Source organism: Teredinibacter franksiae, assembly GCF_014218805.1.
GTDB lineage: Bacteria > Pseudomonadota > Gammaproteobacteria > Pseudomonadales > Cellvibrionaceae > Teredinibacter > Teredinibacter franksiae.
The window spans coordinates 4,124,077-4,142,558 of sequence record NZ_JACJUV010000001.1 but is presented as its reverse complement, the minus strand read 5'-3'; the positions used below and the strand labels follow the sequence as shown (position 1 = coordinate 4,142,558).

Below are 18,482 nucleotides of genomic sequence, written 5' to 3'. Positions count from 1 at the left end.
CAGCGTTCATGATTTCAAACAACCGCGGCTTCACCATGATCGAACTGATGATAGTAATCGTTATTGTGGCAGTCCTTGCCGCCGTCGCGGTACCGTCTTACCAAAGTAGCGTTATTAAAAACAATCGCAGTATTGGTAAAACAGCCTTAATGACACTGGTCTCCCGTCAAGAACAATATTTCGTCAACAACAAAAGTTACACCACCGACCTCACAAAATTGGGGTACCCTGCCGCAACCTTTTATGTGAACAATAACGGTGATTCTTCCGTCAATTCCACAGGAGGGGTTTACCAAATGTCTCTTTCAGGCGCAACAGCCTCTGCATTTACCGTCGTTGCAACCCCTGTAAACAACCAAGTCAGCGACACGACTTGCGCAAACCTCTCCCTTACCCACAGAGGCATTGAGTCGGCATCTGGCGGCGGTGAAAGCTGCTGGTAATAGCCGATCTCGGTTAACCTAATTGCACCATACAAACTTAGCACTATAGGTCACCGCTATTACTCAGCTTTGAAAACGCGCAGTACCCGCCCCCTTTTCGCGCAAACTGTATTCCCAACACCCGCGCCGGATCAAAAATCGAGCACTCGTCTGCACCAGTAAAAAACGCTGTCGCCCCATATTGATCCGCTCCCGATCAAATCACTACTGTACAACCAAACTAAATGATTTACTCGACACTGCAGGTATTACTATTTTTTGCATTAAACATTACACAAAAAAATGAATCAAAACGGCACAAAAAAACATCTCAAAAACTATAAAAATTCCGTTTAAATACAAACAGTTAAGGTCTCAGTCAAGAAAAACAACACGACTGCAGGCACTCACCCCATCGCCCCTGTTTAAGCCTTACCGCCACCAACCGTAAGCCAAAAAAGTTAAATCGGGTACACATTGTGCATTTGTGGAAATCGCCACGAGAACAAAAGCCTCTAGCGAAGCCACATTAAAAACCTGCACTGTTCTCAGCACCACTTATGCGATTTCAGTTCGGCATTAAAAAATCTAGCCAAACCGAATGATTGCCGGGGGAACAAACATTTAATTTCGTCTTTTCAGGCGACCAATAGAAAACATTAAGGAAACGTTAATGAAATCATCGAATAAACTTGTCACTACATCGGCCCTAGCCTCCGCCGTTGTTACCCTATTGGCGCAGCCAGCGTTTGCTAGTGATTCCGCGTTGGATACTTTGATGACTGACGGCACCACAAAAGTCGATTTCCGCTATCGTTACGAGGGGGTAACCCAGGACGGCATCAATGAAAACGCCGCCGCAAATACGCTGCGCTCTCGTGTCACCTTTACCTCTGGCTCTGTTAACGATTTTTCTTTCAAACTGGAGATGGACGACTCCCGCCCGCTTTTCAGCGAAAATTACAACAGCGTCACTAACGGCAAAACCGATTACCCTGCTGTAGCCGATCCCAAGGGCACTGACCTAAACCAAGCCTTTGTGCAATATAAAATTGGGGAATTTAACGCCGTTGCTGGGCGCCAAAGAATTCTGCTCGACGATCAGCGCTTCGTTGGCGGTGTTGGCTGGAGACAGAATGAACAAACCTATGACGGCCTAACATTAAAACTGGGCAGTGGGAACTTTACCGGTAGCTACAGCTACGTAAACAATGTAAATCGAATTTTCGGCCCGAATGGTTCCGCCGCTCAAGCAGCCGACTGGCGAGGCAATGTCCACCTTGCAAACGGAACATTTACCTTAGTAGAAGACCACAAGCTCACCGGTTTTATATACGCCATGGATTTTGATAACGCCGCGGGAGCCTCGAATAATACTTACGGTCTGCGCTACACAGGCAAGCTCGGTCCCGTAAACTTAAAGGCCAGCTATGCCACTCAGAGCGAAGCCGGTGATAACCCAGCGGAGTACACAGCCAATTACATGCTCGCCGATGTAGGCGGAAAAGTCGCGTCTAAGCTGTCGTGGAACTTGGGCTACGAGGTGCTCGGCAGCGACGGAGGAGCAAAAAGCTTTATTACCCCCTTGGCAACATTGCATAAGTGGCAGGGTTGGGCTGATAAATTCCTGAGTACGCCAGCAGCTGGCATTAAAGATATGTACGCAACCGTTGGCACCAAAGCTGGCCCTGTAAAACTAAGCCTAACGTACCATAACTTCACGTCTGACTTTGGCAGTACCGACCTCGGTAGTGAAATCGATGCGGTAGCGGTTTATCCCATCACAAAAAAAGTAAAAACCGTACTCAAATATGCAAACTATAGCGCCGATACCCATGCAAGCGACACGAGCAAAGTATGGTTTATGCTACAGGTATCGCTATAACAATCTACACAAAAAAGCCCCCATTTAAGGGGGCTAGAAAATCCAATAATGCTTACTTCTCGCCAAATCACCACCCAGCCTGTCAACCCACCCTAGGGTTCATAAATCTAATTGGATAGAATTTTTTCCTGCCGATACAGAAAAACAGCAATCGCAAAAAGCAATCCTGCAACAATCAGCGTTCCCCCAACGGAGGACAACACATACACGGGTAAGATTGTTTCGCCTTTTACCATCTTATCAATAAGCGAATACTGACTGTAAAAAGGAACAGCCATAGAATTTGCGCTGGCTTTTATATCGGCGAACTGGCCGATAAACATGGGGACCATCGGCACAACGAACAGTAAACTAATATAGGTTTGCGCTTCCTTAGCGCTCTTTGTAAAAGCGGCTGTCGCCATTAACAAACAAGAAACGAGCAGCGCACACGGCAGAGCCAACAAAAAGGCGCAAGCTAGGACCATGCCGTCTAACTTCAAAAATGTGGCCAACTCTTCAAACGGCAAAAAGGTGAATATAAGATACAAACTGATAGCCGATAAAAAACCCGACAATGTAACAAAGCTTAGTATAGCTAAAAACTTACCAAACACTACCGTAAAACGGGAAATTGGCAAAGCCAGTAAGGGCTCTAATGAATTTCGTTCACGCTCACCCGCGGTTATATCAACAGCCAGATAAAACCCACCGGTCATCATCGTAAAAACGAGAATAAAATAAATAAGAAAACCGAAAACTAATCCACCTACACCTTCGCTCGATAAATCGTGCTCAACCAGCTTTAAAGCCTGTGTAAGCTCATAGTCAAATCCTCGCGCATGCACCCGCCAATAGCCTAAATATCCACTGTAACCATTAACAATTGAGTTTAAATGGCGTGCAGCTTTTTCCGACTTTTTATTAGAACGGTTTACATATAGAAACAGCGGTTCAGGCTCGCCCTTTCGCAATCGATCGCCATACTCGGCGGGTATTTCCAGTACGGCATCCAACTCGCCCTCGCGTATTTTGTGCTTGAAGTTCTCCGGCGCCACTACTGCAACAAGGTTTTTAGTTTTTAAAAATGCCACCAAATTCGGGGCATTTTCCATGCCTTGCACATGTACTTCTGTTGTTGATTCATAGTCAATAAACCCCGTTTTAGCGCCCAGCAACATAGGCCCAACAATCATCAATGGCATAAAGATGGGGCCATACACTATAGCGAAGAAAAACGCGCGCTTATCACGAAGGTTATCTTTAATTTCCTTCAGCGCAACAACTAACCACTGCCTCATGCGTCCTCCTCCAGCTGCTCGCCAATTGCGACAACAAAGGCATCTTCTAGATCCTGTTGACCTGTACGTTCACGTATCCCCTCAATACTATCGGATATGGCAATTGCACCATCGGAAATAATGGCGACATGATCACAGAGCGCTGCAACCTCCTGCATAATATGACTAGAAAACAGAATACAATGCCCTTCATCCCGTAACCGACGAATAATTTTACGTAAACTCCGTGTTGCCATTACGTCCAAGCCATTGGTCGGTTCGTCAAGCATCAAGGTTTTTGGCTCATGTACCAACGCTCTAGCCAATGCCACTTTGGTTTTTTGCCCCTGCGAGAACCCTTCTGCTCGCCTATCGGCAAAATCATCCATGTCCAAGGTTTCAATTAATGCGGAAATTTTCTTTTTTGACTGTTTGCGAGCCAGCCCAACAATATTGGCGTAGTACTGAATATTTTCCCTAGCGGTCATTCTTGGGTATATACCAGAATTGTGAGGTAAAAAACCAATACTTTGGCGTACTTTTTCCGGAGTTTTGTTTACATCAAAACCATCGACAATAGCGCTACCGGTATCCGCCGATATTAGCGTAGCCAATATACGCAAGGTCGTGGATTTACCCGCACCATTTGGGCCCAGTAACCCCGTAATAACGCCATCACCCGCAAAAAAATTCACATTCTCAACCGCCTTAATCAGCGGTTCTTTTCGGCCCGCACCCTTTTTTCGAAAAGATTTACTCAGCCCATTCGCTTCGATCATGTGTCACTCCTCAATTCCTTGTCAAAGCCGATTAGGGCGTAGGTCCATTAAAGTCGATAAAAAATGGGGCTGGTTCTAATCTATCTAGGCACTCTATATCAAGCTCCTTCGAGGAAGCAGCGTCGAGAAATTTCGCCATTTGCGTGGGCATACAACCCTTTGCAGCCAATCCGTGCCCCATACCTTCGGCTATTAAATGCCGGCTATTGGTCAATTTTTCTGCGGCCTTAACCGCATATTCCGGTGGCGTTATCGGGTCAGCAGAGCCCGATAAAAGCAGCACGGGTTTGTTTGATTCAACGGGTAATTTGAAGTTTCGGTCGACAGGGCCCGTGGGCCATATTGCACAAGTGTCGAGCAGAGTATCGAGTAAGTGCTCACCAATATAGGTGCCAGCCAAACGCTGCCTATCTCCGTCTCTTAGCGCAAAGAATGCCATATCTTCGCTGCAAACAACCGAATTGTGCATACCGATACTTAACATATCCCCCATTGTTTTTTCTGTTTTAAAGGCGCTCCGAGCCAACGGGGAAAAATTATTGTTGGCGTAGGCTTCATGTAACAAAAGCGGTAATACCGCCATTACTTCAGGCGCATAGAGCGACATCCGAATCAGCATCAGTAAATGCGTTTTATAGAGCGTGAAGGCTTCAGGTTTACCACTGCCAAAATTTTCAACCTTCAGCTCAATAGGGTTTTCATTGAGTTGTTCAAATAACGATGTAATCCCCTGCTTTAGCTGTGGGAATGCCTGCTTACAGGACTCCACTTTTTCGCAACGCGTAATCATATCGTCCAATGCACGCTGACTTTGAATGGCGATGTCATACCCTAAGTTCAGCTGAGGGTAAGCTACTGCATCGAGAATAACACTGCGTGTCGACTCAGGGTACATACGCAGATAGTGCTGTGCCACACGCGTACCATAAGAAGCGCCGTATAAATTCCACGCACCTAAGCCCAGCGCCAGGCGTACAGCCTCCAAGTCGCGCACCGCTACACTGGTCGTATATTGTGAAGGATCACCCTCCAGCTCCTCCAGGCACTGGCCTACAAGTTGCTTTGTTTTTTCGCGGTTTTGTTCGTGGGCATGCAAATTTTTATCTACATCATCCAAACAGATCAACTTGTTCGATTTGCCGGTACCGCGCTGATCGATGATGTAAATATCACGGTTTAAATTAATTTTATCGAACCCCTGCCCCGGAAACAGGTACCCTTCACTGGCAGCAGAGCCAGGCCCGCCAGAAATGGGAACAAATGCGTCTTCCATTGGCTTTTTACCCTTCGCCTTGATTTTGCCAACAAACAAGGTGATTTTTTTACCACTCGGTTTTGCGTAGTTTTCTGGCACCTCCAGACTGCCGCAGTCTAAGAACCGAAAATGGGACTTTCCCGGATAGCTCACGCGGCATTCGGTAAACTGAATATCACCGATGGTAGACGTATGCTCTGGATCTGTGTAAACCACATTTGGGAAGGCGGGCCACGCCGCAGCTGCTGCGCAGCATAAGCTGGAAAAAAGTAGTGCAGAGGTACACACTAAAATTGAGCGTAGAGAATGCCAATTCCTGACGTCCATTCAATAAGTCCTTTATGGGAGCAGGTTATAACGAGTAGCAAAGTATAGGAGCCTACTCTATAAGCGTCCACAACCAGCATCAGCTTATTGGCAAATGAATAAAATCATCGCAATATAGCGTTTTTTAGCCGAAGCCGTGTTACCTAAAGCCAAGCAGCCCTGTTTGGCCATGGTACCTAGGCCGCGCTGGACCCCATGCCCAACGACCGCATAGCCACATGCTGTCATTAAGCACAGGGCTTGCGCCGGGTTACAGGAGAAACTCTGTAGCCTCCCGAAATTGGAAAGGCCACAACATGATAAACCATACCCCCATAGCGGATACTTACCAGCGCCGCTTTACTTATTTGCGTCTGTCGGTCACCGACCGCTGCAATTTTCGCTGCAACTATTGTTTGCCCGATGGCTATTGTGCCGATAGCCAAGAAGACTACCTATCCCTGGAAGAGATAAAGAAGGTGGTTGAGGCATTTGCCTTAAACGGTACCCGCAAGGTGCGAATCACCGGCGGCGAACCCACACTTCGCAAAGATTTAGTTGAGATTATTCACCTGTGTAAGTCCACTCCCGGTATTGAATCGGTTGCCCTCACATCCAACGGTTACAAAATAACCCGGTTATTACCCAGGCTGGTGGAGGCCGGTTTAGATCAATTGAATTTAAGTGCCGACAGCTTACGGGCAGAAAATTTTAAATTGATTACCGGCCACGATAAATTACAGGAAGTTCTCCACGGGCTAACCCTGGCAACAGAGCTTGGGGTAAAGCGAGTAAAACTTAACGTTGTACTCATGCGCGAACATAATCTGGAGGAGCTAAGTGCATTCGTTCACTTCGTCAAAAACAAGCCCATCACTCTGCGGTTTATTGAGTTAATGCAAACCGGAGACAACCGGGAGTTTTACCAAGCGCAACACGTTGGTGGCTCAGAGATACAAGAGCAATTAGAAAAAACCGGCTGGTCACAGGTGTTACGAGAACCCCACGCAGGGCCGGCCGTTGAATATACCCACACCAACTACCAAGGTAATGTTGGCCTGATTATGCCTTACAGCAAGAATTTCTGTCAGAGCTGTAACCGACTGCGAATTTCAGCGCGGGGCAATCTTCATTTATGTCTCTTTGCGGAGGATCATCACAAACTTCGTCCACACTTACTCAATGAAAGCAGCCGTGAATTGGCAAAACGAATTAAAACCCTTCTCGGTTATAAGGGTGAGGCACACGACTTGCACCAGGGCAACAGTGGTTCAACTAAGCACCTTGCTATGCTTGGAGGTTAATCGGGGTTAGCGGTATGAGTATATTTATCACAAAACCGCTAATACCTCTGACTATTATAGTGTTAACAATTCCTGACGCCCACACAGAGGATTGTGATGCCGGGGACAAACTCTAGAACAGGTGTAAATCACTGCAGGCCAACATCGCGCAGACAAACAATTATGCGGGACGATGCTTACAAAATGCGCGCTATCATCAGCAACTGAATTAAGGGCACCTTGATAATTGTTCTTAAACTTTGTGTGTGACTCATGCACAGCGTCACAATTTTTCGCCGGGCCAGCCATTTTGCCTTACGCATAAACCGCACACAAAGCCATTATTGGAGGTGCCCCTAAGCACAGATTGCAACCGGTGGAATGTAGCGAGAGAATTGCGGCCGTAAATACTCCATTTGATCACCACGAATACGTGCGCTATTAATCAAGGCTAAATATTCTGCTGGGTTAGGACTATACGGAAGAGCGATCAAATCCATGCTTATTTCACTTAATAGCGAGCTGCCTTTACGCTGATTGCAACGCTTGCAAGCCGCGACGACATTCTCCCACTTATCTGCACCACCGCGACTACTCGGGTTAACATGGTCGCGCGACAGACACATAAAATCAAAATACAAACCACAATACATACACTGGTAATTATCTCGCGAAAATAACGCTTTATTGGTCAGTGGTGGGTTTAAACGTATGGGCGCGAACTTCCCGCCTTCACAAGCGATAATAGCCGGCAACGACAATACGGATCTGCGCCCGGTTAAGCGCGAGTATCCACCACGGGCTTTTTTTACCTCGCCACCTAATGTCCAGCCGATTACCCCACGCGAATACAGACACGTTGTTTCCTTCCAGCTAATCCATTCAATCGGCTGGCCTGCCATATTCAATCTAAGAATACGCGCTTCCATTACCTGCTCCGGTTTCAGCTATCTAGCGTGGCCACAATCACATACGGATGGAGGATCCCCAACCACTTTTCAGCATCATTATCTTGCCCTAATAATTATCCGCCGTAGTGAGCGGTACTACTTATCAACTTATCTACTTATCAACCTATTAATCTATCAACCCCATCACACGGTCCTCCACACCTTTGGCTACACCGGTTAATTTACTGGGGCTCTACACGCTCACACCCTGAGACAAATACAGCACGAGCACTTTAAAAATCAGGTTATTCTTTCAAGGTGTTGTCGGCGCTATGACCATTTTCGGTTATGTCGAATAACGCTCGGCTCTGCACGCCCCCCATAACGTAAAAACCCGCCAAGCAATGCCGGGCGGGGTTTTTGAAGTTGGCGCTGCTGTGAATTTCTGGGGTGACAAAGCCGCTGAGTCGTCCAGCGTGATAGCGGGTGGCAACTGGAGTGACGCGAGAGCACCGGGTAAGAACTATAGGTGCCTGTCACATGTCTGCTTAAGTACTTGAAGACGACGCTCCTCTTTCCTTTTATCCACGGGTGGATACTAATTTAATTCGCAGCACATAAAGCGTTAAATACTTTCGACGCTTACATTAGATAGTACGCAAACTAGCGAGACTGTCAAGCCAATAATTCACGGTATCACTTTAAGATTTTATGCGCGACTAAACCCATGTGGTTCAGCGCTCAAATACGTGAACTAACCACAGAGTAATGCCATCTTTTTACGACAGTTTTTCGAAAGGTAATAGAAAAATAAATTTAAACAATCGATGGAAATAAGGAATAACTCTAGTGCGGCATAAAAGCACCAAAAAAATAACGTTAGGCAACGCTAATTTAGGATTGATTTAGTATTTTTGAATATTTAAACCGTAAAACGTAAAACGCCGCGACTGATCCGGTCGCGGCGAGCTCACAGGATGTTACCTGGGTTCCATTCGGTGCTATATGGCAGTGATCCAATCAATTCCTTGCCGCAAATCCTTTGCAGTCGTCCCTGACAAAATCTATTGTACGCATTTCGGGTGAAGGGAACAGAGGCATATTTCGCTTTTACGTGTGAGACATATCCTACAAGGCTGGCCAGTAAATCATCAACTCAGCTTTTATTCTTTAACTGAGAGCTTTGAGTTCGTACTATATGCTGAATTAACGCCTCTTGATTGGACTTATTCATGCCAAAAAAGTCAATTCTCCAGTAATAGCTCTCACCATCAAAATTGGGTTCGCAACTCACCACCCGACCATTGGTCTCAATTTCCAGATCACCGGGCGATAGCTTAAGCTGCAAATTCAGGTTTTCACCCACGCCTATCTGCTCGTTGTTGACAAACCCAATTCCACACGCGGAAAGGTTGGCTTCCTTCACTTTATGAGCGATGCGCGAGATCGTCTTGCTGTCCATTAGCAAATGGTTAACAACGCGCTCAAGCTTTTGATTAAACAACCTAATAATTTCAGTAACTTTTGGGTTCTCGTCCTCAAGCTCAGTGAGTAGGTGTTCTATTTGCTCATCTTGCTGCTCAATCACATCAAGAATATTGGTGAGCTGCTCCCCAGCTTCTCCAGGCTCTTCCATTCCTTGCGTATGGAGGCGGTGATCAAGAGGCTCATAACCAATGCCTATACATTCATCAATGCGAAAATAGCGTCGTCGTTCGTCGTGCATTAGAAAATCTCTTCAGGTTCTAGGTCGAACAAATACTCAGGCTCAAGGTCCAGCTCGCGAAGAATATCTTCACCCTCTTTATTCTCTTTCAACATTTTTAAGTCATCTTCGGAGAGTTCATCTTCAACCCCCTGTTTTACTAGGATTTCAACACGCCTATTTCTAGCTCGATTTTCAGCCGAACTATTGGGGGCAAGGGGCAAAGTATCCGAGAATCCTGCCACTTCAAATCGGCGCTCCGCAACATCCCCACCAACCATTAGTTCATGGGCCACCGAAACCGCCCGAGAGGACGATAGCTCCCAGTTTGAGCGAAATCTGCTGGTGCTAATGGGAATATCATCGGTATGGCCCTGCACCGCTATCTTGCCTTTTTTTAACGCGAGCACTGCGCGCACCTCTCGCATTACATCTTTGTACGATGGCGACATCTCGGCTGAGCCCGAAATAAATGAGCCCTTTTCTCGAATACGAATAATAATCAAGCGGCCACGGGTTTCAACTTCCACCTGCCCCGCCGAGATCTGCTCGTGTAATGCGCCGGCAAGTTCATAGGCGTCTTCTTCAGTTTTCTTTAGCAGATCTTCGATTTGTTGTTTTACCCGCAGTTTAACGCCAGCATCGTAACCCTCATCCCCCTGTTCCATATCGAACTCTTCAGCGCAATCCTGTTCCATCGACATTTCGGTGATATCTTGGGTTTTCTGCCAAATTTCATTCAAAGGAGTGGGTTCCGTACGACCAGGGCTAAACTCCTGCGCTATGATGCTAGTACCTTTTGGTATCTGAGTAACACTCAACTTGGTCTGCACGCCAAACGCCTGAGCCATAGAGCCCGCCAAGCGCTTGAACTTCATCGCATCCATTTCAGAAAACGACAGCAGCAAAACGAAAAAGCACATAAGTAGCGACATCAAATCGGCAAACGTGCCCATCCAAGGCGGAAGCCCTGGAACACAATTACATTTTTTCTCTTCTTCGTCGCTCATTATGACACTCAATCCCCGAGGACTTACTCGGCGGCAGCTTCCACTTCGCGTTTACCCTCAGGTAGGTAATTGCGAAGCATGGAGTCGATAACCCTTGGGTTTTGCCCGCCTTGTATGGCTAGTAGCGCATCAATAACCAGGCTTTTAACCATCGCTTCTTCGCCTGCCCGCAACTTGAGCTTATCGGAAATGGGGCCGCATATAGCATTGGCAATAACGGCGCCATAGAGCGTCGTCAGCAGTGCTACCGCCATTGCCGGGCCAATGGCTTTGGGATCATCCATATTAGCTAGCATCGCAACCAAACCAATTAAGGTACCAATCATCCCCATTGCCGGCGCCATTTCAGCCATGGCACCAAATATAGAAGCCCCCACTTGGTGACGCTCTTCAGCCTTATTTTTGTCAATAGACAACAGACTTTTCACGACATCCGGATCATGGCCATCAACTAACAACTGAATGCCACGCTGAAGAAAGTCACTGCTAACCTCCTTGCCCTCCAAAGACAGCAAGCCGCCTTTTCGAGCTTCGTCCGCTAGAGCAACGATTTCTTCGATAAGATCGTAAGGGTTAGGTAGTTTCGTACTGAAGCTCTTGCCGGCAACCTTTATAGCCCCCAGAAACTGGGACAGGCCGTACTTCGCCATTACAGCAAAGATGGTTCCGCCAACTACGATGACCAACGAAGGGCCATTGACGAACATACCCAGCTCGCCACTCATCAACATGGCGATCACTATTAGCGCAAGCGCGCCAATGATCCCCACAATCGTTGCTAGATCCACAGAGTAACCCTCTTTTCACAGGTAACCGGGCAACCGATGCGCCCGATAGCTTTACTTCTAGTCTAGACACAAATCGCCTAAGGAGTGATTAGATTCTTAATGCTTTGTTATGAGAACCCTGTTTATCAAAAACAGGCCCTGCCACAGTTCTATCGACCAGAAATCTTATTTATGAAGTATCGTCTTTCACATTGACCACCTATGGCACCTCAGGTATGTTTGCGCCACAGACAGGAGGCCCCACGTGGCAACAAAAAAAACACCCAATTTTGAAAAATCACTCGAGCAGCTGGAAAGCCTAGTGGCCCAGCTTGAAAGTGGCGAACTTTCACTCGAAGACTCCCTAAAAACCTTCGAACAAGGCATTAAGCTCACGCGGAGCTGCCAGTCAGCGCTACAAGAGGCCGAACAGAAAGTAGAACTGCTACTTAAAGAGGAAAACGGCAAGCTAATAACCGAACCCTTTGAACTGGACAATAAGGCCGCTGAGTAAATGACCGACCTCAAGGCCTTTCGGGTGGAGTACCAGGCGCGCATTAACCAGTATCTCGACGACGCACTGGCCAGCCAACACTTTTCCTCGGCCATTACGGCTTCAGGCAACGCACTACTGCAGGCAATGCGCTACAGCCTGCTTGATGGCGGCAAACGTATCCGTCCGATATTAGCCTATGCGGCGGCACATGCCGTGAGCGAGCCGAATACAACCACCGACGCTCTAGCCAGTGCCGTAGAGTGTATCCATGCCTACAGCCTCATTCACGACGATTTGCCAGCGATGGACGATGATGACCTACGTCGAGGCAAACCCACCTGTCACATTGCCTTTGATGAGGCGAGCGCAATTCTCGCTGGTGATGCGCTCCAGTGCTTTGCTTTCGAATCCATTATCAATGCCAATATTCCCGCCGATCAGGCATTACAGGCATTAAAAGTGCTGGCGAAGGCTTCCGGTATAAACGGAATGGTACTGGGCCAGGCTATCGACCTGTCTTCCGTCGATAAGGCCCTTCCGCTCGATGAACTACAACAGATGCATGGCTTTAAAACCGGCGCATTAATTCAGGCGTCCGTTGCGCTTGGAGGCATCTCCGTGAGTGCCACGCAAGAACAGCAACAGCAGCTGCGCCACTATGCCGACGCCATTGGTCTGGCTTTCCAGGTGCAGGACGACATTATTGATGTCACATCCGATACGCATACCCTCGGCAAGCAACAAGGCTCCGATGCAATACGTAATAAGCCCACATACGTGTCTCTACTCGGCCTGCAAGGTGCGCGAACAAGGGCTGACGAGCTGGTAACGCATGCGGTTGAATCCCTTGACACATTCGGTGACGGCGCCAATTACTTACGTGAACTTGCGCACTATATTGTGAATAGAGACCATTGAGTGGCTGCTATCGCTTAAAATCCTGTATCCTTGCCGGCCCGATACACTCATATCTTGCAATTGCACCATGACCAACCCTAATGCATTTCTCGATGACATTACCTGGACCAGCGACGGGCTGGTGCCCGCCATCGCCCAAGATCACGAAACCGGTGAACTGTTGATGATGGCATGGATGAACCGCGAATCTCTCGCCCTCACGGCCCAAGAGGGCATTGCGGTATACTGGTCACGCTCCCGGCAGACATTATGGCGTAAAGGCGAAAGCTCCGGCCACAGACAAAACATAAAAGAAATTCAGCTCGACTGCGACGCCGACGTTGTTGTGTTAAAAATTGAACAGCTGGGTGGAATTGCTTGTCATACGGGACGCCGGTCATGCTTTTATCGCACACTCAAAGATGGGCAGTGGGTAGAAAATTCCGGCATTATTAAAGACCCAAAAGAGATATATCAATGAGCGAAGTTTTAGCCGCACTCGACCGCGTTCTCGCCGAGCGCAAATTGCAAGCTGACCCAGCATCATCCTATGTGGCTAAACTTCACCACAAGGGCCTGAATAAAATTCTGGAAAAGGTTGGCGAAGAGTGTACAGAAACACTGATTGCTGCAAAGGATGCTGAAACCGAGCAAACAACACAAAACTTAGTATACGAAACAGCCGACCTCTGGTTCCATTCAATGGTCATGCTTTCACATTTAGGTACAGATTCTTCAGCAGTACTTGAAGAATTGGCTCGCCGATTTGATTTGTCTGGCCTCGAAGAAAAAGCCGGACGCACAGGCGATAAATAAATTACACCATTAAGCGAATAAAAAGGTAACACTATGGGCTTAGGCGGCATTAGTATTTGGCAACTTCTTATTATCTTGGTGATCGTATTGCTATTATTCGGCACTAAGCGATTACGTGGCTTGGGCGGCGACCTCGGTGGAGCAATCAAGGGCTTTAAAAAAGCCATGACCGATGAGGAAGCAAAGGCTAAAGCGGAAGAAGACGCCAAGCAGGTAGAAGCCGAACAATCTGAAACGGCAGACACCACAACCGAATGTAAAGAAAAAACCGAGAGCAAATAAAGCAGCCTCAAATACCTGAGCACAGACATTTATTATGTTCGATATGGGCTTTCTGGAAATACTGGTTATCGTGGTTATTGGCCTTGTTGTCATTGGGCCTGAACGGTTGCCAGGCGCTATAAAAACTTGCGTTATCTGGGTCAACGGTATCCGCCGCAATGTTACGGCCGCACGCACTGAATTCGAAAAACAAATTGGTGCCGACGAAATTCGCCGAGAAATCCATAACGAGGAAATTCTCGCATCTCTACGCGCCGCCAAAAAGAAGCAAGAAGAAATGCGCAAGCAAATAGCTAGCGGCGAGTACACCGGCATTTTCAAAACCGAAGAGCAGGCTCAACCGTCTGAAGCTATCGCTAATTCAGCAAAGAGAGAAGCGGATGACACACTTGCCCCGGAAAATACAGAACACGTAATAAACCCAGAGCAGAATGCCTCCGAGCATATCAACTCTGAACACCATAATTCTGATGCTAATACCCCCGAACCTAATACATCTGAAGCTAATTCTTCTGGGCCCAGCACATCTCAACCCAAGCCAAGCAATCCATGACAACACCAGCAGAAAACCTTCAGGAACAACCTCTGGTGCAACACCTCATAGAGTTACGCTCGAGACTATTGCGTAGTTTTTTGGCGATATTTGTGGTGTTTTTGGGGCTTTTCAGTTTTGCCAACGAAATTTATGAATTCGTAGCACAACCGTTGCAGGTGTTTCTACCCGAAAACAGCCACATGATTGCAACAGAGGTGGCCTCCCCCTTTCTTACACCATTCAAGCTAACACTGTTCGCTTCAATGTTTCTCTGTATCCCTTTTATTTTTTACCAAATCTGGGCATTTGTATCCCCAGCTCTGTACCGCAGAGAAAAAAGGCTAGCCATTCCATTAATTACCTCCAGCGTTCTACTTTTTTATGCCGGCATGGCTTTCGCCTACTACGTGGTTTTCCCACTGGTATTTAGCTTCTTTACTTCTGTTGGGCCAGAAAGCGTTGCGGTTATGACTGATATAAGCAAATATCAGGCATTTGTGATCAAACTGTTTTTTGCCTTCGGCGCGGCCTTCGAAATTCCCATTGCCACGATTCTGTTGATTTCCGCCGGTGTTCTTTCCCCCGCGCAATTAGCCAGTAAAAGGCCTTATGTTCTAGTCGGCTGTTTCGTTGTCGGCATGCTGCTAACACCACCGGACATTATCTCCCAGGCACTGCTGGCAATCCCCATGTGGCTTTTATTCGAAATCGGTATTTTCTTTGGCAGGTTTTTCAAGCCGGCTGAAATCGATACAGAGGATGAAGATACCGACCCAGACGAGCCAGACGACCTCTAGCCCGCACGCTCGTGTGCTAATTATTATGGGCAAGCCAACGCTTTACAGGCCCTGTAACGACAACAAGTTACTAAGTGATCATTGACCATACCTACTGCCTGCATAAAGGCATAGACTATAGTGGGGCCAACAAAGTTAAAGCCCGCTTTTTTTAGTGCCTTACTCATGGCTTCTGCCTGAAGAGTCGTGGTAGGCACATCTGCCATTGTTTGCCAGCGATTCTGCTGTGGAGCGCCATCCACAAACGACCACAAAAAATCGGAGAAAGGCTCTGCTCCCTCCATAATTGAAAGGAAAGCGCGCGCATTTTGCCTTGCACTGGCAATTTTTAAGCGATTGCGCACTATTTCGGAGTTCTGCATCAAACGCTCAAGCTTTTTATCCGTATAACGCGCCATTTTTTCGGGGTTAAATTGATCAAAAGCTTTTCTGTATCCCTCACGCTTACGCAATATCGTTATCCACGACAGACCCGCCTGAGCCCCGTCGAGAATAAGTTTTTCGAACAGCTCCCGGCTATCCCAAATCGGCACCCCCCACTCACTGTCATGATAATCAACATAAAGTGGGTCGTTACCACACCAATTACAGCGTGCTTTTTCTGTCATTTACGCACCTCATCGTCATTATCGGTCTCTGCCTGCACAATCCTCTCATCATTAGCCCATGGGCATCCACGTTTTAAGCTAGAATTAACCAGAAGTGTCTTTAATAATTGGAAGCCAGATAACAGGGGCTGTTATGCAAAATCTTTTCCCGGAGATTAAACCCTACGCACGCCATGACCTTGCAGTGGATAAACTCCACACGCTCTACATCGAGGAGTGCGGTGTGCCAGATGGCATTCCGGTATTGTTTGTTCACGGCGGTCCCGGTGCGGGCTGCAGTAAACACGACCGCCGGTTTTTCGACCCGGAAAAATACCGCATTATCTTGTTTGACCAAAGAGGCTCGGGGCGCTCTCGGCCCCACGCCGAACTGGAAAACAACACAACCCAACACCTCATCGACGATATTGAAGCTATTCGCCAGCTTCTCGACGTTGATCGCTGGGTGCTGTTTGGCGGCTCTTGGGGCTCAACACTCAGCCTGCTGTATGCTCAAGCACACCCCGACAATGTGCTTGGAATGGTTTTACGCGGTATATTCCTGGCTCGAGAACAGGACCTAAGCTGGTTTTATCAAGCTGGAGCAGATCGAATCTTCCCCGATTACTGGAAAGATTTTCTACACCCAATTCCCGCCAGTGAGCGACATGATCTAATGAATGCTTATTACCGCATTCTAACCAGTAGCAACGAGATTGCGCGTATGTCTGCTGCAAAGGCTTGGTCTATGTGGGAAGGTCGTTGCGCCACCCTAAGGCCCAACCCTGAAGTCGTTAACAGCTTTACCGACCCCCACCTAGCCGTATCCCTCGCGCGCATAGAAGCCCATTACTTTGTAAACCAAGCCTTTATCGCCAGCAATCAAGTATTGGAAAATATGGCGCAAATAGAAAAAACACCCGGCATTATTATTCATGGCCGCTACGATATGGTGTGTCCGTTGGATAACGCGATTGCGTTGTATGAGCACTGGGGCGAATCTGAGTTACACATAATTCGCGACGCCGGTCACGCATCTCGCGAGCCAAGCATTACCGACGCGCTAATAAAAGCCACAAACGAAATGGCCGAACGGCTATCGGGTAACGGTGATCAAAGTAGCTAACAGGTTATGCAGTATCAAAAGCTATGGGACAACCCGGTATAATGGTAGCGGTCTACGCTAGTCCAGCTTAAAGGTCTGCGGCCAACGCAATACAAACTTAGCCCCGCCCCACTCGGATTCTGCCACATCGGCGCTGCCACCATGCCATTCCATAATGCGGCTAACAATTGAAAGCCCGAGCCCAAAACCACTTTTATCAAAATTAGTGTTCTGCCGTAGTCGAACAAATGAATTGAATACTCTTGACCGATCTGCCGGCGGAATTCCCGGCCCATCATCCTCAACGAGTACCATGTAATCTTTTTCATCTGCATCCAACGTAATGCGAATCCTACTTCCTGCGTAGCGCTGGGCATTGGAAATGACATTGTGCAGCGCTCGTTCGATTAAGTACCACTCACAAAATACTTGCTGATCACCCAAACGATTTCTTAGCTCGTGCTTCAACGAAACCATTTCACTGGAGCAGTTTTTAACCACATCACGGACAAGCGCCTTGAGATCACCGGGTTTTAAATTTAGCTTAGTAACCCCTTGCTCAAAACCAGCGTAGGTCAGCAGCTCGTTAATAAGGCTTTCCATTTCCCCAACATCTTCACGGATACTGGCGAGCTTTCGCCCCTGAATTTTGCGATCTTCTATATCTGCCGCCATCTCCAGCGCAAATTTCATTCGGGCAAGCGGTGTACGCAACTCGTGAGAAACCGCGTATGTCATTTCTTTGTGGGTTCCAATCAACTCGCGGATACGCTCCGACATTCGGTTAAACGACTGAGCCAATTCAAACACCGTAGACCGCGGACCAATATTTACAGCAGAGGGCACACCGTCTTGACCAAGTTTAAGCGTTTGCTTCTGTAAAATCCGTAAATCTCGGGACAGAGGCCAAACCCAAAAGAATATCACTAGGGCAATGGACAAATAAAACCCTACCAGTAGCACCTGATAAAAATAGCCCGCATCGGGATCGTCAATAACTTGATGAATACTAAGAATATAGTCACTTTCGGCAAGACGCTTATAGCTCACCAATTCAGTTGGCGAAGCATTGAGCGAAACAATATCGCCGAGTAAAATTTGCTGGCCCAAACCGGAGTCTGCCAACTCATCGAGCCGATATAGCTCCATCTGTAGCTCGGCTGTTTTCGAGAAGGATTGAACGCGTTGAGGGTAAAGGTCTACTGGCTGGGCATTTAGATCGTTTTCGAGAAGACGAAACAAGCTTCCAACATAACTGTTGAGCTCTGGCGCGGAATTATAAGCCTGCCAAAGCTTATCGACTCCCCAGCCTATACCAACAACAGAAAATACGATTAGCAGGTAAAGTGATGCAAAAGCACGATTCATAGATGAGCTCGCTTAATGTAACGCGACTTTATTCATCC

20 protein-coding genes and 1 riboswitch are annotated in these 18,482 nt (G+C 47.5%); of the genes, 11 read left to right on the top strand and 9 right to left on the bottom strand.

The features are described from left to right. Positions 1–8 precede the first annotated feature (8 nt). Together H5336_RS17415 and H5336_RS17410 are read left to right on the top strand one after the other, a co-directional pair. A complete protein-coding gene (locus H5336_RS17415) occupies positions 9–443 on the top strand; it encodes a type IV pilin protein (protein WP_185235494.1) in 435 nt (144 codons plus the stop codon). A gap of 652 nt (positions 444–1,095) precedes the next feature. Then, positions 1,096–2,307 (top strand): alginate export family protein, encoded by a 1,212-nt coding sequence (locus H5336_RS17410; protein WP_185235493.1) that lies wholly within the window; start codon positions 1,096–1,098, stop codon positions 2,305–2,307. Between the two features lie 107 nt (positions 2,308–2,414). On the opposite strand, the gene H5336_RS17405 is transcribed toward H5336_RS17410, so the two are convergent. From H5336_RS17405 to H5336_RS17395, 3 genes are read right to left on the bottom strand one after another with little or no spacing between them, the layout of a single operon-like run. Beyond that, positions 2,415–3,587, bottom strand: a complete 1,173-nt coding sequence (locus tag H5336_RS17405; RefSeq protein WP_185235492.1) for an ABC transporter permease — start codon at positions 3,585–3,587, stop codon at positions 2,415–2,417. Then, complete coding sequence (locus H5336_RS17400; protein WP_185235491.1) at positions 3,584–4,345, bottom strand: ABC transporter ATP-binding protein; 762 nt, start codon at positions 4,343–4,345, stop codon at positions 3,584–3,586. Before H5336_RS17400 ends, H5336_RS17405 begins: the two co-directional genes overlap by 4 nt. A gap of 31 nt (positions 4,346–4,376) precedes the next feature. Next, on the bottom strand, positions 4,377–5,927 hold the full coding sequence (locus H5336_RS17395) for an alpha/beta hydrolase (RefSeq protein WP_185235490.1): 1,551 nt from the start codon (positions 5,925–5,927) through the stop codon (positions 4,377–4,379). Between the two features lie 114 nt (positions 5,928–6,041). Beyond that, positions 6,042–6,234, top strand: a riboswitch (molybdenum cofactor riboswitch). Between H5336_RS17395 and moaA the strand changes: the two genes are divergently transcribed. Further along, on the top strand, positions 6,224–7,210 hold the full coding sequence (gene moaA / locus H5336_RS17390; RefSeq protein WP_185235489.1) for a GTP 3',8-cyclase MoaA: 987 nt from the start codon (positions 6,224–6,226) through the stop codon (positions 7,208–7,210). (Overlaps the previous riboswitch by 11 nt.) 335 nt (positions 7,211–7,545) lie before the next feature. Here the strand turns inward: moaA and H5336_RS17385 are convergent, their stop codons facing one another. The 4 genes from H5336_RS17385 to pomA all read right to left on the bottom strand — a co-directional run bounded on the left by H5336_RS17385 (position 7,546) and on the right by pomA (position 11,582). Next, a complete protein-coding gene (locus H5336_RS17385; protein WP_185235488.1) occupies positions 7,546–8,118 on the bottom strand; it encodes an HNH endonuclease in 573 nt (190 codons plus the stop codon). 1,117 nt (positions 8,119–9,235) lie between these two features. Continuing rightward, complete coding sequence (locus H5336_RS17380; protein WP_185235487.1) at positions 9,236–9,805, bottom strand: PilZ domain-containing protein; 570 nt, start codon at positions 9,803–9,805, stop codon at positions 9,236–9,238. Next, the gene (locus H5336_RS17375) at positions 9,805–10,794 is read right to left on the bottom strand and encodes a flagellar motor protein MotB (RefSeq protein ID WP_185235486.1); all 990 of its coding nucleotides are present in this window, start codon (positions 10,792–10,794) and stop codon (positions 9,805–9,807) included. Before H5336_RS17375 ends, H5336_RS17380 begins: the two co-directional genes overlap by 1 nt. Before the next feature lie 23 nt (positions 10,795–10,817). Beyond that, positions 10,818–11,582, bottom strand: a complete 765-nt coding sequence (gene pomA, locus H5336_RS17370) for a flagellar motor protein PomA (protein WP_185235485.1) — start codon at positions 11,580–11,582, stop codon at positions 10,818–10,820. Positions 11,583–11,826: 244 nt separating this feature from the next. Between pomA and H5336_RS17365 the strand changes: the two genes are divergently transcribed. The 7 genes from H5336_RS17365 (at position 11,827) to tatC (ending at position 15,384) form a co-directional block, all read left to right on the top strand. Continuing rightward, complete coding sequence (locus H5336_RS17365) at positions 11,827–12,075, top strand: exodeoxyribonuclease VII small subunit (protein WP_185235484.1); 249 nt, start codon at positions 11,827–11,829, stop codon at positions 12,073–12,075. After that, entirely contained in the window at positions 12,076–12,975 is a 900-nt protein-coding gene (locus H5336_RS17360; RefSeq protein ID WP_185235483.1) for a polyprenyl synthetase family protein, read from the top strand. Between the two features lie 67 nt (positions 12,976–13,042). Further along, complete coding sequence (gene hisI / locus H5336_RS17355; RefSeq protein ID WP_185235482.1) at positions 13,043–13,435, top strand: phosphoribosyl-AMP cyclohydrolase; 393 nt, start codon at positions 13,043–13,045, stop codon at positions 13,433–13,435. Beyond that, positions 13,432–13,770 carry a phosphoribosyl-ATP diphosphatase gene (locus H5336_RS17350; RefSeq protein WP_185235481.1) on the top strand — a complete coding sequence of 113 codons (339 nt, stop codon included), beginning with the start codon at positions 13,432–13,434 and terminating at the stop codon, positions 13,768–13,770. The genes hisI and H5336_RS17350 overlap by 4 nt, the downstream gene beginning before the upstream one ends. Before the next feature lie 33 nt (positions 13,771–13,803). Then, positions 13,804–14,052 carry a Sec-independent protein translocase subunit TatA gene (gene tatA, locus H5336_RS17345; RefSeq protein ID WP_185235480.1) on the top strand — a complete coding sequence of 83 codons (249 nt, stop codon included), beginning with the start codon at positions 13,804–13,806 and terminating at the stop codon, positions 14,050–14,052. A 34-nt stretch (positions 14,053–14,086) separates the two neighbouring features. Next, positions 14,087–14,605: a Sec-independent protein translocase protein TatB gene (gene tatB / locus H5336_RS17340; RefSeq protein WP_185235479.1), complete on the top strand. Its 519-nt coding sequence runs from the start codon at positions 14,087–14,089 to the stop codon at positions 14,603–14,605. Further along, a complete protein-coding gene (gene tatC / locus H5336_RS17335; RefSeq protein ID WP_185235478.1) occupies positions 14,602–15,384 on the top strand; it encodes a twin-arginine translocase subunit TatC in 783 nt (260 codons plus the stop codon). Before tatB ends, tatC begins: the two co-directional genes overlap by 4 nt. Positions 15,385–15,407: 23 nt before the next feature. On the opposite strand, the gene H5336_RS17330 is transcribed toward tatC, so the two are convergent. Then, a complete protein-coding gene (locus H5336_RS17330; protein WP_185235477.1) occupies positions 15,408–15,992 on the bottom strand; it encodes a DNA-3-methyladenine glycosylase I in 585 nt (194 codons plus the stop codon). A gap of 133 nt (positions 15,993–16,125) precedes the next feature. Between H5336_RS17330 and pip the strand changes: the two genes are divergently transcribed. Beyond that, the gene (pip, locus tag H5336_RS17325; RefSeq protein WP_185235476.1) at positions 16,126–17,097 is read left to right on the top strand and encodes a prolyl aminopeptidase; all 972 of its coding nucleotides are present in this window, start codon (positions 16,126–16,128) and stop codon (positions 17,095–17,097) included. A gap of 57 nt (positions 17,098–17,154) precedes the next feature. Here pip and H5336_RS17320 read toward each other — a convergent pair whose 3' ends face one another. After that, positions 17,155–18,444: an ATP-binding protein gene (locus H5336_RS17320; protein WP_185235475.1), complete on the bottom strand. Its 1,290-nt coding sequence runs from the start codon at positions 18,442–18,444 to the stop codon at positions 17,155–17,157. Positions 18,445–18,482 lie beyond the last annotated feature (38 nt).